The following is a 14088-nucleotide window of genomic DNA, read 5'->3' on the forward strand; positions in this document are numbered from 1 at the left end:
TACAGATAGGAGTTACCGGCGACATATCACAGGTGTGCCGCGCCGTCACCGCTGCTGCAACGCGGCCAAAAGGTCCGGCAATTCACCGAGATGGGCAAGTTGCCTGAAACGCGGCTCATCGACCGGTGGTTCGGCGTGCTCCAGAACCCAGGTCAGGTCATGCGGGACATAGACACCCCATCCGCCGGCCTGCAAGGCGGGAACCACGTCGGATTTCAGCGAATTGCCGACCATCATGCTCTTTTCAGGGCCGTCGCCATGACGGCTGAAAATGCGGTCATATGTATCGGGCTGCTTGCCGCTGACGATTTCCACCGCGTTGAACAGCTCGCCGAGCCCGGACTGGGCGAGTTTGCGCTCCTGATCGAACAGGTCGCCCTTGGTGATCAGGACCAACCGGAAGCTGCCGGCCAGTTTCTCCAATGTTTCGCGCGCATAGGGCAGCGTCTCGATGGGGTGGGAAAGCATTTCCCGCCCGGCCTTGACGATGCTGGCGATGATTTCTGCCGGCACCTTGCCCTCAGTGACTTCTATCGCGGTTTCGACCATCGACAGGGTGAAGCCCTTGATGCCGAAACCATAGAGTTGGAGATTTCGCCGCTCGGCATCGAGAAGCCGCTGCTTGAGACCGCTTGCCTCGGCGTGATCGGCAAGCAGGGCGACGAAATGGTCCTCGGTCAGCCGGAAGAACTGCTCGTTCTGCCACAGCGTGTCGTCGGCATCGAAGCCAATGGTGGTAAGCTTGGGGTTGGCGAGAGGCATGTTCGTTCGAGCCAGCAGGCTATCGGGTAGCCTTCGCGATATCATGCGACAGTCACCACGTCACGCGATAGGGCGATGTTTGCGGGTTGTTAGTCCGTCGGGCTTTAGGATTGCCCCATGATATCCGTTACCCAACTGCTGGTCGTCCTGCTCGCCGTCAATGGCGCTGCCTTCGCCGCCTTCTGGTGGGACAAGCAGTTGGCGGAGGTTGGCGCACGGCGGATCAGTGAACGGACCCTGCTGGGGCTTGCACTGATCGGCGGCAGCCTGGGCGCTATTTCGGCGCAGCAAATATTCCGGCACAAGACGCGCAAGGAACCCTTCAGGTCGCTGCTTTACCTGATCGTGTTGCTGCACATCATCGTCGGGACAATCTGGCTGGTCGCCCCCGACGCCATGAGCGATTTTGTTCGCGAGTTGGCGAGCTGATCAGGAGATTGCTATTTGCAGCTTGCGATCGAATTCAGCGCCGCCGAAATGCCCTTCAGCGAGAAAACGTAATTCGTGGCATTGCCGCGGCCGGACTTGGCCTGCACCTTCATGTCCGTGCCGCCTTTCATCGCGGCGATCAGCATAGGTTCTTCGGCTGCGTTCTCGACCCAGGCGGACTTGCCGAGCGTGTACATGGTGAACGACTTGTCGCCGACCGATACGGTGACCTTGGATTTTTCCTGGAAATTGTAGCCGGCAATGAATTGCGGCTCGTAGGAGACCTGCTGGCCGGGCCGCTGGCTGACGAAGAAGAACATGTCGCCGTGATCGAGTGTTGGCGGCTGCTTGTCGGTTGGCACCGTCAGTACGTAGCACACCTTGCCGGTGGTTGCCTGGTAGCTGTAGGTGCCCCAGGCATTGTGTTGCCCGATCTTGGTTGCCTGTTGGGCGAGCGCTGGCGTCGCCGCGGCGATCAGCACCAAGCTTGAAACTGTAGCAATCAATCCGCGCATCGTGTTTCCCGTATTCCAAATGGTGCGGGGCAGGCCCGCGTCTCGTCCTGCCCGTTCGCTTTATTTTGATTTAATCTGGGTTACCAAAGGATGAAGTTCTGCAAGAAAGCACTTCGCCATAGGAAACCGCCGCCATCTCGGCACCCTGCCGCATACATTCGTCTCAGGCACCATGTCCCTGGCGCGACTTGGAAAGCAGGAAAAAGGCGAGAATTTGACTGGCGGGATGTGGCGGGCTGCCGTCGTCATCCATTGTCGGCGATTGCCTGACGTGCGGCCAGCCTGTGCGCCGGCGTGATGTGTGCGCGAACCGCGGTAATCGCGGCCGTCAGCACGGCGATATCGTCGGTGAAGCCGAGGCCAAGGATGACGTCGGGAATGGTGTCGACAGGCAAGATGAAATAGCCGAGAGCGGCCAGCAGGATGCCCTTGGCGCGCAGCGGCGTGTTCTTGTCCAGCGCGCAGTAGTATGCGGCGACGACATCTTCCATGAACGGAATCTGCCGCGCGGCCTGCTTGGCCTTGCGCCAGAATTTCGCACGCACTTCGCTTTCATTGCCGGGCTTGTCGCCAAGATCAAAGAAATCGAAGCCGTTGTCCTTTGCCATCGCTTGTCGTCTCCTTGCGGGCCTGCCTTCAAGGTTGCCCGCAGGGGAAATGTGGTAAAGGCTGGGCGCTACTGCAAGATGGAACCGGTTCAGTTGCCGAAGATGCGATTGATCTTCTTCGCCAACTCCATGTCGAGCGCAGTCAGGCCGCCGGCGTCGTGGGTGTTCAAAGTGATGCTGACAGTCTTGTAGACGTTCGACCAATCGGGATGGTGGTCCATCTTTTCCGCCGCGAGCGCCACGCGCGCCATGAAGGCGAAGGCTTCGGAAAAATTCCGCAAGGTAAATGTGCGGTTAATGGATCCGCCGTCCGCGGCGAGCGCCCAGCCTTGCAAACCGGCCAGCGCTTCCTTGATTGCGTCCTTGTCGAGTTTTTCTCGTCCCATGCGGTCCATCCATGCTATCGGCTATTCGTGCACGCAAACATAGCGCGGGATCGATGGACGCGAAGCCCAAAAAATCAATCCTGTTCGTTTGCCTCGGCAATATCTGCCGTTCGCCGCTGGCCGAAGGCGTGTTCGCCGCGGTTCTTCAGGAAAAGCGGCTGAGCGAATTTTTCGAACTCGATTCGGCAGGCACCGGCGGTTGGCATGCGGGATCGGCACCCGATCCTAGGTCTGTCGCGATCGCCGCCAGTCACGGCATCGACATTTCCGGTCAGAAGGCGCGCAAGGTCCACGCGGACGATTTCACGCGCTTCGATCTCATCCTCGGCATGGACCAGAGCAATGTCGAGGAACTGCAGCGCCTGGCGCCGGTAGATGCCCGCGATCGCATCCACCTGTTCCTTGAGTTTGCCGACGGCAAGGTGCGCGACGTGCCTGACCCGTATTACGGCGGTCCCGACGGTTTTGCCGCAGTCTATCGCATGATCCGCGAAGCGTCGGATGTGCTTTCTAGCCGGTTGGCCGAACGCGTGTCGGTGCCCAGCAGCGGCCAGGCTTCCTCGACGATGTAGGGTCCGCCGCCGACCGAATCGCGCGACGACATCAGCACGAACCTGCCGACGCGGAAGGGCGTTGCGGCGAAGTTGCCGCGCGCAGACAGATAGCCTGCGACATCGAGAGGGCTGGAATTGCGCAACCGTGCCAGCGTGACATGCGGCATGAATTTGCGCGGGTCGGCCGGTATGCCCATGCGGTGGCAGATACGGTCGATTTCAGCCTGCAAGGCCGTCATGTCCGGAGAGGCGGTGACGCCTGCCCAGACTGCGTGCGGCTTCTTCTGGCCAAAGGCGCCGACACCCGATAGCGCCAACGTGAACGAGGGCCGCCGTACGCGGTCGAGTTCATTGGCGATGTCGTCGGCGACGTGGCCGGGTACGTCGCCGATGAAACGCAAGGTGATGTGGTAGTTTTCGACGTCTATCCAGCGTGCGCCGGGCAGACCTCCCCTGAGAAGCGAGAGAGAGAGGGCAGCGTCACGCGGAATTTCGAGGGCGGTGAAAAGACGTGGCATTGGCAGCCTCCTGTCCCCGAATCGAACTCTCTTGATCTAGCGAATCACCGATAGCAGGTCGGGGCAAGCGGTTTGTTGCCGGCGGGCGCGCCCACGGCTTACCCACACGGAAGCTGTGGCTATTGTGCTACTCGGTCGCCGGAAGCCCGGCGATGGCCTTTTCCATTGTCGGCAGGAAGCGCTCGACCATGCGCTCGACCCCCGCCGCGTTCGGATGCATGCCGTCTTCGAGCTGCATGGATTTGTCGCCGGCCACGCCATCGAGGAAGAACGGATAGAGCGTAGCGCCGTATTTCTCCGCCAGAGTGGGGTAGATCGCTCCGAATTGCTCGCCATAGGCGTGGCCGAGATTTGGGGCCGCGACCATGCCAGCCAACACCACCGGAATACCTCGCGTTTTCAGGCGCGAAAGCATGGCGTCGAGGTTCTGCTCGACCAGGGCAGGCTCGACACCGCGCAGCATGTCGTTGGCGCCGAGTTCGAGGATGACGAGCCTGGTTCCATCCGGAACCGACCAGTCGAGACGGGCGAGGCCGCCGCTGGTCGTGTCGCCGGAGACGCCTGCGTTGGCGACGGCGACATCATGGCCCCTGGCTTGAAGCGCGGCCTGCAACCTGTCGGTGAAACCTTCGCCGGGACCAAGGCCGAAGCCCGCCATCAGGCTGTCGCCGAAACCGACGACCTGCAACGGCTCGGCCCTGACGGAAGCTGCTGGCGCAATCGTGAATGCTGCGAGCGTGACAATCAGGGCAAGGATGTGTTTGAAAGCCATGCGGCAGGCCCCATATGACGAGGACAATTTCAGAATACTTTTCCCATATAGGATGAATCCGCTTTGACAGAAGCCGTCATCGAACTGAAAGACGTGTCGCTGACGCTTGGAGAGGGCGCTTCGTCGGTCCATGTGTTGAAGGGCGTCAGTCTCTCCATATCGGCGGGCGAGGCAACCGGCATCGTGGGCCCATCCGGTTCGGGCAAGTCGACGTTACTTATGGTTCTCGCCGGTTTGGAGCGGGTTGACCAAGGAACGATACGCATCGCCGGCGAGTTGCTGAACGACAAGACCGAAGATCAGATTGCGGCGTTTAGGGGCCGCAATATCGGCATCGTGTTTCAGTCGTTTCATCTGATCCCCAACATGACGGCGCTTGAGAACGTGGCCGTGCCGCTCGAACTTGCCGGGCATCCCGATCCCTTTGCGGTGGCGGAAAGGGAACTGGCGGCGGTGGGGCTGAGCGATCGCGTCACGCATTATCCGGGTGAACTATCCGGTGGTGAGCAGCAGCGCGTGGCCATTGCCCGGGCGTTGGCGCCGTCGCCGCCGATCCTGATCGCGGACGAGCCCACTGGCAATCTCGATCAGGCAACCGGCAAGCAAGTTGCCGATCTTCTCTTCACCAAGGCTGCCGAGCGCGGCATGACGCTGGTGCTGGTGACGCATGATCCCGCGTTGGCTGCACGTTGCGCGCGCCAGATCGCCATGCGCTCAGGCCGCATCGAACAGGCTCCCGCCGTCAAGGCGATTGCCTGATGACGCTGGCCAGAACGCTCGTCCTCGCCTTTCGGTTTTCCTTACGCGAGATGCGCGGCGGGCTGTCGGGCTTTGCCATATTCCTTGCCTGTATCGCGCTTGGCGTGGCGGCGATCGGGGGCGTCAATTCGGTTGCGCAATCGATTGCGGATGGCGTTGCCAACCAAGGTCAGCCGCTGCTGGGCGGCGATTTGCGCTTCCAGCTCAACCAGCGCGAGGCGAGCGCCGAGGAGCGTTCCTATCTCGAAGGATTGGGGACGTTGTCGCACAGCGCCAACATGCGCTCCATGGCGCGGCTGGAAGACGGTTCCGACCAGGCACTGGTCGAGGCCAAGGCGGTTGATGCCGCCTATCCGCTTTATGGGTCATTGGAGACGCAGCCCGCGCTTTCCAGAAGCGAGCTGTTTGACGAACGCTCGGGCGTGTTCGGAGCTGCCGCGCCGGAGCTTTTGTTCGAACGGCTTGGGCTGAAGCCCGGCGACAAGATCAGGCTGGGCGAAGCAACTTTTGAACTGCGCGCCGTTTTGACCACCGAGCCGGACGCCGTTTCGGACGGTTTCGGCTTTGCCCCCCGCCTGCTTGTCTCGATGGAAGGACTGAATGCTTCCGGCCTGATCCGGCCGGGCAGCCTGGTCGAGCATTCGTACAAGGTCAGGCTGCCTGCCGGAGCAGACGAAGCCGACGTCAAGAGACTGGGGGTCGAGGCGCGCGTGGCCTTTCCGCAGGCCGGCTGGTCGGTGCGCACGCGCACCAACGCCGCGCCGGGGCTGTCGTCGAACATCGAACGGTTCTCGCAGTTCCTGACGCTGGTTGGCCTGACGGCGCTGGTGGTTGGCGGGGTCGGCGTGGCCAATGCCGTGCGTGCCTATCTCGACGGCAAGCGCTCCGTTATCGCGACCTTCAAGAGCCTCGGCGCATCGGGCGGCTTTGTCTTCACCGTCTATCTGGTGCAGATCCTTGTGATTGCAGGGCTTGGCATTGTCGTCGGCCTTGTGCTTGGGGCGCTGATGCCGTTTGCTGCCAGCGCAGCGCTGCAATCGGTCATTCCGGTGCCGGCGCAGGCAAGCGTCTACCCCGGCGCGCTCGGTCTTGCCGCCGCTTTCGGCCTTCTGGTTACGCTGGCCTTTGCGCTTTTGCCGCTAGGGCGTGCGCGCGACGTGCCGGCGACTGCCCTTTTTCGTGAAATGGGATTTGCAAGCCAGGGCATGCCGCGCGCCATCTACGTGGTTGGTGCGCTTGTGATCGCGCTTGCGCTTGCAGGCCTTGCAATCTTCAGCGCGGATGATCGCCGTATTGGCTGGATTTTCGTCGGTGCGACGGTGATTTCCTTCCTCGTTTTGCGGATTGTCGGCTTGCTGGTGCAATGGCTGGCGCGGAAGGCGCCGCGCATCCGGTCGACGGTGCTGCGGCTTGCCGTCGGCAACATCCATCGTCCCGGTGCCTTAACGCCGTCAGTCGTGCTGTCGCTCGGCCTCGGGCTGACGCTTCTGGTGACGCTGGCGCTGATAGACGGCAATTTGCGCCGCCAGATTACCGGCAGCTTGCCGCAGATGGCTCCGAATTTCTTCTTCGTCGATATTCAGGCCAGCGATGTCGATGCGTTTTCCAAGCTGGTTGCCGCCGAGGCCCCAGATGGAGCTTTGGTGAAGGTGCCGATGCTGCGCGGCCGTATCATGGCGCTGAACGGCGTCGATGTGGCCAAGGCCAGTATTCCTGCTGCCGGGGCATGGGTGCTGCGCGGCGATCGCGGACTGACCTACGAGGCGAGCCTGCCAGCCAATTCCACGCTGAGCGAGGGGAAGTGGTGGCCGTCCGACTATTCCGGCGAGCCATTGGTGTCGTTTTCAGCGCAGGAAGCGCAGGAGCTTGGCCTCAAGCTGGGAGACACGGTGACGGTGAATGTGCTGGGCCGCAACATCAGCGCCCGGATCGCCAGCTTCCGGCAAGTGCAGTGGGAATCGATGGGCATCAATTTTGTCATGGTGTTTTCTCCCAACACCTTTGCCGGCGCGCCGCATAGCTGGCTGGCAACGCTGGCGGACAAGGAGGCGACCCCGGCGGAAGATGCGCGGGTGCTCAATGCCGTCACCCGCGCCTTTCCGGCGGTGACGACCGTGCGGGTCAAGGATGCCCTCGATGTAGTCAACCGGCTTATCGGAGAACTTGGCGTAGCGATCCGCGCTGCTGCCGCGGTCGCCCTGGTGTCGTCCGTGCTGGTGCTGGCCGGCGCCCTTGCCGCGGGCAACAGTGCCCGCCTCCACGATGCCGTGGTGCTGAAGACGCTTGGTGCGACGCGCTGGACGCTGATAGCAGCCTTTGCGTTGGAGTATATGCTGATCGGGCTTGCCACTGCTGTGTTCGCGCTTGCCGCAGGCGGGGTCGCGGCATGGTTCGTGGTGAGCGAGATCATGACGCTGCCTTCGCAATTTTCGCCAGAGGTCGCGCTGACGACGATCGTCCTTGCCCTGGTGCTTACGGTCGGGATCGGGCTTGCCGGAACATGGCGGGTGCTGGGGCACAAGGCCGCGCCGGTACTGCGCAACCTTTGATCTCGAGAGACCTTCGACCCTGAGAATTTCGTTAATTCTTGGTAATCTTTAGCCAAATTGCGCTCGAAATCTGCATTTTTATGCTTTCACGAAGCGTTGCCGGTGGTTACAGGCCTTGTTCTGGAGGGCAAGAACCCTCATATTTTGCCGTAGGCATGCTGGAGCCCCGCCAGCGGCGCCTGGGTTGGAAAGAACCCGACACCCGACGGGGCAGAAGCAACAGAGGAATTCCATGGCTGAACCCCTACGCAACTACCAGACGCGCACGGTTCCCTATGGCCGCACGGATGCGGCTATCGACGAGGGCCTGCGCGCATATATGATCCGCGTCTACAATCTGATGGGCATGGGCCTTTTGATCACCGGCCTTGCCGCCGTCGCCGCCATCATGATGGCGACGACCAATGATCCGTCGGCCGCCGTCGCCACGCTGCCGAGCGGCCAGATGCTGACCTCCTTCGGCTACGCGATCTTCGCTTCGCCGCTGAAATGGGTGGTCATTCTTGCCCCTCTCGCTGCCGTGTTCTTCCTGTCGTTCCGCGTTCAGTCGATGAGCGTTCCGGCCGCCCAGACCACTTTCTGGGTCTATGCCGGCCTCGTCGGCCTGTCGCTGTCGTCGATCTTCCTGATCTACACGACCGCTAGCGTGACGCAGACCTTCTTCGCAACGGCGGCCGCCTTCGGCGCACTGTCGCTCTATGGCTACACGACCAAGCGCGACCTGACCGCGATGGGCTCGTTCCTGATCATGGGCGTGTTCGGCCTGATCATCGCGATGGTCATCAACATCTTCCTGCAGTCGTCGGCTCTCTCGTTCGCCGTTTCGGCGATCGGCGTGCTGATCTTCGCCGGCCTGACCGCCTACGATACGCAGAAGATCAAGGAGATGTATTTCGAGGGTGACGACCAGGTCGTGGCCGGACGCAAGTCGATCATGGGTGCGCTTACCCTTTACCTCGACTTCATCAACCTGTTCATGTTCCTGCTGCAGTTCATGGGCGACCGCCGCTAAACACGGCTGGACCAGATAAATGCCAAGGGCGGCCCAACGGCCGCCCTTTTCATTTGCCGTGATGTTTGATGTAATAAAAGGCAGAAAATAAAACTGCCTATTTATTGAGCATTATGATGATACGGGAAGCAACGGAAGCGGATCTCGAACAGATCACAGAGATTTACTCGGATGCCGTTCTCAACGGCACTGCCAGCTACGAGCTTGAAGCGCCGTCACTTGCCGAAATGCGGGCTCGCCATGACACACTGCGCGCCGGCGGTTTCCCCTATCTGGTTGCAGTGGACGGATCCGGCAGCATTCTCGGCTATGCCTATGCCGGGCCATTCAGGACGCGGCCGGCCTATCGCTTCATCGTCGAGGATTCGGTCTATGTGGCGCCGGAAGCAAAGGGCCGAGGGGTCGGCGCGGAATTGATGCGCGCGTTGATCGAGGCGGCGCGGCAACTGGGCTTCCGGCAACTCGTCGCGGTGATCGGCGACGGCAGTGACGATAGCCCTTCCGTTCGCCTGCATGAGAAACTTGGCTTTCGCCATTGCGGCCGGCTGGAAGGCTCCGGCTACAAGCATGAACGCTGGCTGGATACGGTTTTCATGCAACTGGAACTGAATGGGGGCACTAGCCGCGCGCCGGATGCTGGTTCTTTGCCGGAGCGGAAATTCCGCCAGGAGGCTTGAGAGCCAGCCGGCTGCTCAAGATTTTTCCAGGCCAACATGTTGATTCGCTTGCGGAAAAGTGATGCAGAGGCCGGCCGCGCCGGTCTAGGCTTTCACCAGCCTGAGCGTGCTGTCGAAGACGCCGAGCACGCGCGCCAGTTCGTGGCCGCGCTTGAGGATGCGGCCGCCGGCGGCCACCACCGAGAATGCGCCTGGGCGCCTGGCCAGGCGCGGGTCCTTGACGATCTGGAACAACGGCACTTCGCTGGCGCGCCGAAACACCGAAAACACCGCGCGGTCGGACAAATGGTCGATTGCATAGTCGCGCCATTCGTTGGCGGCGACCATGCGACCGTAGAGCCTCAGGATCAGGTCAAGCTCGCGCCGGTCGAACGCGACCGGCATGTCGAGGCGCTCGCGGCGCGCCTCGTGAAGTGGGATCAATATTGCGGATGCGTCTGGGTCCCCCGTGCCTCCGCCGCCTTCGCTCATGCCTCAATCCTTCGAACAGGCTAGTGCCGATGTGAGAGGTTCGCGCTTTCATCGGCGAAATGCAAGGGCAAGGCGAGGGGCGGCAAGGTGTCGTGGCGCGCGCAGCCGTTGTCACGTTTATGAACGAGGTGTTGGAATTGGTGATGCGCCGCCACATTTTCGCCGTTTTTTATCCGCGCTAACGCCCCAATGTCCGACGAGTTTACCCATGTTGCCTGAGACGGTTCGGTCCGGCACTGGCTCGTAACCCCCAAGCCCCCCGCCCACGGGTCTGAGTCGGATCGAACCAACCTCGCCAAGAGCGAGGCAGCGGGCAGTTTTCCTCGCTTGATCGTCAGTTTGACCGGCCCGCTCTAACGGGCTTTTGGGCGCGTGACGAATGCTGCACCGATGATCGGGCCGGGCAGGCCGTCTTTTGCGACGGACTGGAGCAGAACGGCGCAGCCGCCCTTCTTGGCGACCTCGCTGGCGGGTAACTCGTAGCGCTGCGCCTTGCCGTGCCACATGCCGGCGGTCTGGATGCCTGAAACCGCGTTCCAGTAGGTCATCTTGCGGCCGCCATTCTCGCCCTTGCCGATCTCGATTGACTGCGGCGGGTCGAAATAGACGATCACGACATGGGCCATGGGCGCTTCGGAGGTGCTGGTAGCGGTGGCGTCGCCGGCCTCGATGACGATACCGTCGCCATCGCGCTTGACCTTGATGGCGACCTGCATGCCGTCGCCCGATTTCCGAAGTTTCGCCAACGTGCCGTCGACCGCCGTGCGGCTGGCGCCATTGACGTGGGTTCGGCCATTGATCACGGCTTGCGGCGTATAGACCGATCGGCCGCCGAATGCCCGCATGTAGTCATACTGGCGTTCGGTGTTTTCCTTGCGGCTCAACGTATCGCGCCAGCCGAGATAGTCCCAGTAGTCGACATGGTAGGCCAGCGCCACGATGTCGTCCTTGCCGGCGAGTTCGGTGAAAAACTGGTCGGCGGGCGGGCAGGAATTGCAACCCTGGCTGGTGAATAATTCCACCACGCCCAAAGGCTTCTCGATTTCCGCAGCGGACGAGGCTCCGGCACATGCCGACAATGCGAGCGCAAGGGCCGCCAGTCGCAATGGTTTTCCAGATGCCATGGCACTTCCGAATCCGCCGGCTTGCCCGACTTCTTTCTCGTTGGCGACCTGTTTGGCAGATGCCGCAGTCAACGGGAAGTCACGTTGCGGTGAAATTTGTGTGCCATAGGTAACAAAACCGCCGGGGTTTCCCCCGGCGGTTTTGGCTTTCCAGCAGCGATGCGGCGATCGTCAGGCGACGAGGTCGCGCAGCACGTATTGCAGGATGCCGCCGTTCTTGAAGTAGTCGAGTTCATCGAGGGTATCGATGCGGCACAGGACCGGGATGGACTTCACGGTGCCGTCGCCATAGGTCACTTTGGCAGCCATCTTCTGGCGCGGCTTGATGGTTTCAAGCCCGTCGATCTCGACGAGTTCGTCGCCCTTGAGGTTGAGCGAGGCCCATGATGTGCCTTCCTCGAAGACGAAGGGAATGACGCCCATGCCGACCAGGTTCGAGCGATGGATGCGCTCGAAGGACTGGGCGATGACGGCGCGTACGCCCAGCAGGTTGGTGCCCTTGGCAGCCCAATCGCGCGACGAGCCGTTGCCGTATTCGACGCCTGCGAAGATGACCAGCGGCACGCCTTCCTTCCGGTATTCCATGGCGGCGTCGTAGATCGACATCTCCTCCTTGGACGGATAGTGGATGGTGTAGCCGCCCTCGCGCCCGTTTTCGCCCAGCATGTGGTTGCGAATGCGGATGTTGGCGAAGGTGCCGCGCATCATCACTTCATGGTTGCCGCGACGGGTGCCGTACTGGTTGAAGTCGGCGACCGCCACGCCATTTTCGGTCAGGTACTTGCCGGCAGGCGAAGCAGCCTTGATCGAACCGGCCGGGGAGATGTGGTCGGTGGTGATCTTGTCGCCGAACAGGCCGAGCACGCGTGCTCCCTTGATGTCGCCGATCTTGCCGGTGCCGCTCTTCATGCCGACGAAGTATGGCGGGTTCTGCACATAGGTCGACTTGTTGTCCCAGGCGTAGGTCTGGCCTTCCGGAACCTTGACCTTCTGCCAGTTCTCGTCGCCCTTGAAGACGTCGGCATATTTGCGGGCGAAGAGTTCGCGCGTCACGTTCTTTTCGATGAACTCCTGGATTTCCGCCGAAGTCGGCCAGATCTCCTTGAGATAGACCGGCTTGCCGTCGCAGTCCTCGCCAAGCGGCTCGGTGGTCAGGTCAAGCGTCACGGTGCCGGCAAGTGCATGGGCGACGACCAGCGGCGGCGAGGCGAGATAGTTCGCCTGCACATCCGGCGAGACGCGGCCTTCGAAGTTGCGGTTGCCGGAGAGAACGGCTGCGGCGATCAGGCCCTTGTCGTTGATGGTCTTGGAAATCGGCGCCGGCAGCGGGCCGGAGTTGCCGATGCAGGTGGTGCAGCCGAAGCCGACCAGGTTGAAGCCGATCTGGTCCAGTTCCTTCTGCAGGCCGGACTTTTCCAGATATTCGGCGACGACCTGCGATCCGGGGGCGAGCGAGGTCTTGACCCACGGCTTCTGCTTGAGGCCGCGGCGGTTGGCGTTGCGCGCCAGCAGGCCGGCGCCGATCAGCACGCTCGGGTTGGAGGTGTTGGTGCAAGACGTGATCGCCGCAATCACCACGTCGCCGTGGCCGAGGTCATGCGAGGTGCCCTCGACTGCGTAGCGCTTGTGGATTTCGGCTGCCTTCTTGTACTCGGTATCCATCGCCTTGACGAAACCGGCGGGGATATCCTGCAGCGACTGCCGTCCTTCGGGACGCTTGGGACCTGCCATGGACGGCACCACATCGCCGAGATCGAGTTCGAGCGTGTCCGTGAAAACGGGGTCGGCGGAGCCGTCGTGGCGCCACATGCCCTGCGCCTTGGAGTAGGCCTCGACCAGCTCGATGCGGCTTTCGGCGCGGCCGGACATGTTGAGGTATCGCAGCGTTTCGCTATCGACCGGGAAGAAGCCGCAGGTTGCGCCGTATTCGGGGCCCATATTGCCGATGGTGGCGCGGTCGGCCAACGTCATGTTGGAGAGGCCGGGGCCGAAGAACTCGACGAACTTGCCGACGACGCCCTTCTTGCGCAGCATCTGGGTGACGGTGAGCACGAGGTCGGTGGCGGTGACGCCTTCCTTGACCTTGCCGGTGAGGCGGAAGCCGATCACTTCAGGCAAAAGCATCGACACCGGCTGGCCCAGCATCGCAGCCTCCGCCTCGATGCCGCCGACACCCCAGCCGAGAACGCCAAGACCGTTGATCATGGTGGTGTGGGAATCGGTGCCGACGCAGGTGTCGGGATAGGCGACGGTTTCGCCGTCGTCGGAATTGGTCCAGACGACCTGTCCGAGGTATTCGAGGTTGACCTGGTGGCAGATGCCGGTTCCTGGCGGCACGACGCGGAAGTTGCGGAATGCCTGCTGGCCCCATTTCAGGAACTTGTAGCGCTCCTCGTTGCGCTGGTACTCCAACTCGACGTTGCGCGAAAACGCCATCGGCGTGCCGAACTCGTCGACGATGACCGAATGGTCGATGACCAGATCCACCGGCACCAGCGGGTTGATTTTCTGCGGGTCACCGCCGAGCGCGGCGATGCCATCGCGCATCGCGGCCAGATCGACGACGGCTGGGACGCCGGTGAAGTCCTGCATCAGGACGCGCGCCGGGCGATAGGCGATCTCGACGCCGGCGGTGCCCTTGTCTGTCAGCCATCCGGCGACCGCCTGGATGCTCTCCTTGGTAACGGAACGGCCGTCTTCGTTACGCAGGAGATTTTCCAGCAGCACCTTCATGGAGTAGGGAAGCTGGGAGATGCCGGTCAGGCCGTTCTTTTCGGCCTCGACCAGATCATAGTAGACATATTCGGCGCCGCCGGCAGTCAGAGTGCGGCGGCAATTGAAACTATCGAGAGATTTGGACACGTGCGATCCCATCCTAAAGTCGGTTCAGCCTGAATGGGAACGGACTCCGATGGCATGCTCATCACGCGCAAAGGTGCGGGTACGGCCATT

At 61.8% G+C, this 14088-nt stretch carries 15 protein-coding genes; 6 read left to right on the plus strand and 9 right to left on the minus strand.

Translation table 11 applies throughout. From position 1 onward, the window contains the following. Positions 1-45 precede the first annotated feature (45 nt). Positions 46-762, minus strand: a complete 717-nt coding sequence (locus ACODTY_RS00730) for an HAD family hydrolase (RefSeq protein ID WP_488992381.1) — start codon at positions 760-762, stop codon at positions 46-48. Positions 763-879: 117 nt separating this feature from the next. Here ACODTY_RS00730 and ACODTY_RS00735 point away from each other — a divergent pair, with 117 nt between their 5' ends. Continuing rightward, positions 880-1191 (plus strand): DUF1294 domain-containing protein, encoded by a 312-nt coding sequence (locus ACODTY_RS00735; RefSeq protein WP_488992382.1) that lies wholly within the window; start codon positions 880-882, stop codon positions 1189-1191. Between the two features lie 11 nt (positions 1192-1202). Here the strand turns inward: ACODTY_RS00735 and ACODTY_RS00740 are convergent, their stop codons facing one another. The 3 genes from ACODTY_RS00740 to ACODTY_RS00750 all read right to left on the minus strand — a co-directional run bounded on the left by ACODTY_RS00740 (position 1203) and on the right by ACODTY_RS00750 (position 2700). Further along, positions 1203-1706, minus strand: a complete 504-nt coding sequence (locus tag ACODTY_RS00740; protein WP_488992383.1) for an invasion associated locus B family protein — start codon at positions 1704-1706, stop codon at positions 1203-1205. Between the two features lie 245 nt (positions 1707-1951). Beyond that, positions 1952-2314 carry a YkvA family protein gene (locus tag ACODTY_RS00745; protein WP_488992384.1) on the minus strand — a complete coding sequence of 121 codons (363 nt, stop codon included), beginning with the start codon at positions 2312-2314 and terminating at the stop codon, positions 1952-1954. Positions 2315-2403: 89 nt separating this feature from the next. After that, positions 2404-2700 (minus strand): 4a-hydroxytetrahydrobiopterin dehydratase, encoded by a 297-nt coding sequence (locus ACODTY_RS00750; protein WP_488992385.1) that lies wholly within the window; start codon positions 2698-2700, stop codon positions 2404-2406. Positions 2701-2753: 53 nt separating this feature from the next. Here ACODTY_RS00750 and ACODTY_RS00755 point away from each other — a divergent pair, with 53 nt between their 5' ends. Further along, positions 2754-3272, plus strand: a complete 519-nt coding sequence (locus ACODTY_RS00755) for a low molecular weight protein-tyrosine-phosphatase (RefSeq protein WP_488992386.1) — start codon at positions 2754-2756, stop codon at positions 3270-3272. On the opposite strand, the gene thpR is transcribed toward ACODTY_RS00755, so the two are convergent. Continuing rightward, positions 3176-3772 (minus strand): RNA 2',3'-cyclic phosphodiesterase, encoded by a 597-nt coding sequence (gene thpR, locus ACODTY_RS00760; RefSeq protein ID WP_488992387.1) that lies wholly within the window; start codon positions 3770-3772, stop codon positions 3176-3178. The genes ACODTY_RS00755 and thpR overlap by 97 nt on opposite strands. Before the next feature lie 127 nt (positions 3773-3899). Next, on the minus strand, positions 3900-4544 hold the full coding sequence (locus ACODTY_RS00765; RefSeq protein ID WP_488992388.1) for an arylesterase: 645 nt from the start codon (positions 4542-4544) through the stop codon (positions 3900-3902). 63 nt (positions 4545-4607) lie between these two features. On the opposite strand from ACODTY_RS00765, the gene ACODTY_RS00770 reads away from it, so the two are divergent. The 4 genes from ACODTY_RS00770 (at position 4608) to ACODTY_RS00785 (ending at position 9541) form a co-directional block, all read left to right on the plus strand. Continuing rightward, entirely contained in the window at positions 4608-5303 is a 696-nt protein-coding gene (locus ACODTY_RS00770) for an ABC transporter ATP-binding protein (RefSeq protein ID WP_488992389.1), read from the plus strand. Next, positions 5303-7852, plus strand: coding sequence for an ABC transporter permease (locus ACODTY_RS00775; RefSeq protein ID WP_488992390.1), 2550 nt, complete (start codon positions 5303-5305; stop codon positions 7850-7852). The genes ACODTY_RS00770 and ACODTY_RS00775 overlap by 1 nt, the downstream gene beginning before the upstream one ends. A 232-nt stretch (positions 7853-8084) precedes the next feature. Next, complete coding sequence (locus ACODTY_RS00780; protein ID WP_488992391.1) at positions 8085-8864, plus strand: Bax inhibitor-1/YccA family protein; 780 nt, start codon at positions 8085-8087, stop codon at positions 8862-8864. Between the two features lie 104 nt (positions 8865-8968). Then, complete coding sequence (locus ACODTY_RS00785) at positions 8969-9541, plus strand: GNAT family N-acetyltransferase (protein ID WP_488992392.1); 573 nt, start codon at positions 8969-8971, stop codon at positions 9539-9541. A gap of 84 nt (positions 9542-9625) precedes the next feature. Here the strand turns inward: ACODTY_RS00785 and ACODTY_RS00790 are convergent, their stop codons facing one another. The 3 genes from ACODTY_RS00790 to acnA form a co-directional block, all read right to left on the minus strand. Beyond that, positions 9626-10012 carry a DUF2794 domain-containing protein gene (locus ACODTY_RS00790; protein ID WP_488992393.1) on the minus strand — a complete coding sequence of 129 codons (387 nt, stop codon included), beginning with the start codon at positions 10010-10012 and terminating at the stop codon, positions 9626-9628. A gap of 353 nt (positions 10013-10365) precedes the next feature. Further along, the gene (locus tag ACODTY_RS00795) at positions 10366-11136 is read right to left on the minus strand and encodes a DUF1223 domain-containing protein (protein WP_488992394.1); all 771 of its coding nucleotides are present in this window, start codon (positions 11134-11136) and stop codon (positions 10366-10368) included. A gap of 171 nt (positions 11137-11307) precedes the next feature. Further along, on the minus strand, positions 11308-13998 hold the full coding sequence (acnA, locus tag ACODTY_RS00800; RefSeq protein ID WP_488992395.1) for an aconitate hydratase AcnA: 2691 nt from the start codon (positions 13996-13998) through the stop codon (positions 11308-11310). Between the last annotated feature and the right edge of the window lie 90 nt (positions 13999-14088).

Source organism: Mesorhizobium sp. FG116 (genome assembly GCF_057809835.1).

Bases quoted from the DNA above. Each gene is read 5' to 3' on its own strand.
- ACODTY_RS00780 (WP_488992391.1), top strand. From the start codon at position 8,085: ATGGCTGAACCCCTACGCAACTACCAGACGCGCACGGTTCCCTATGGC.
- ACODTY_RS00740 (WP_488992383.1), bottom strand. From the start codon at position 1,706: ATGCGCGGATTGATTGCTACAGTTTCAAGCTTGGTGCTGATCGCCGCG.
- ACODTY_RS00750 (WP_488992385.1), bottom strand. From the start codon at position 2,700: ATGGGACGAGAAAAACTCGACAAGGACGCAATCAAGGAAGCGCTGGCC.
- ACODTY_RS00790 (WP_488992393.1), bottom strand. From the start codon at position 10,012: ATGAGCGAAGGCGGCGGAGGCACGGGGGACCCAGACGCATCCGCAATA.
- thpR (WP_488992387.1), bottom strand. From the start codon at position 3,772: ATGCCACGTCTTTTCACCGCCCTCGAAATTCCGCGTGACGCTGCCCTC.
- ACODTY_RS00795 (WP_488992394.1), bottom strand. From the start codon at position 11,136: ATGGCATCTGGAAAACCATTGCGACTGGCGGCCCTTGCGCTCGCATTG.
- ACODTY_RS00765 (WP_488992388.1), bottom strand. From the start codon at position 4,544: ATGGCTTTCAAACACATCCTTGCCCTGATTGTCACGCTCGCAGCATTC.
- ACODTY_RS00775 (WP_488992390.1), top strand. From the start codon at position 5,303: ATGACGCTGGCCAGAACGCTCGTCCTCGCCTTTCGGTTTTCCTTACGC.
- ACODTY_RS00745 (WP_488992384.1), bottom strand. From the start codon at position 2,314: ATGGCAAAGGACAACGGCTTCGATTTCTTTGATCTTGGCGACAAGCCC.
- ACODTY_RS00755 (WP_488992386.1), top strand. From the start codon at position 2,754: ATGGACGCGAAGCCCAAAAAATCAATCCTGTTCGTTTGCCTCGGCAAT.
- ACODTY_RS00735 (WP_488992382.1), top strand. From the start codon at position 880: ATGATATCCGTTACCCAACTGCTGGTCGTCCTGCTCGCCGTCAATGGC.
- ACODTY_RS00730 (WP_488992381.1), bottom strand. From the start codon at position 762: ATGCCTCTCGCCAACCCCAAGCTTACCACCATTGGCTTCGATGCCGAC.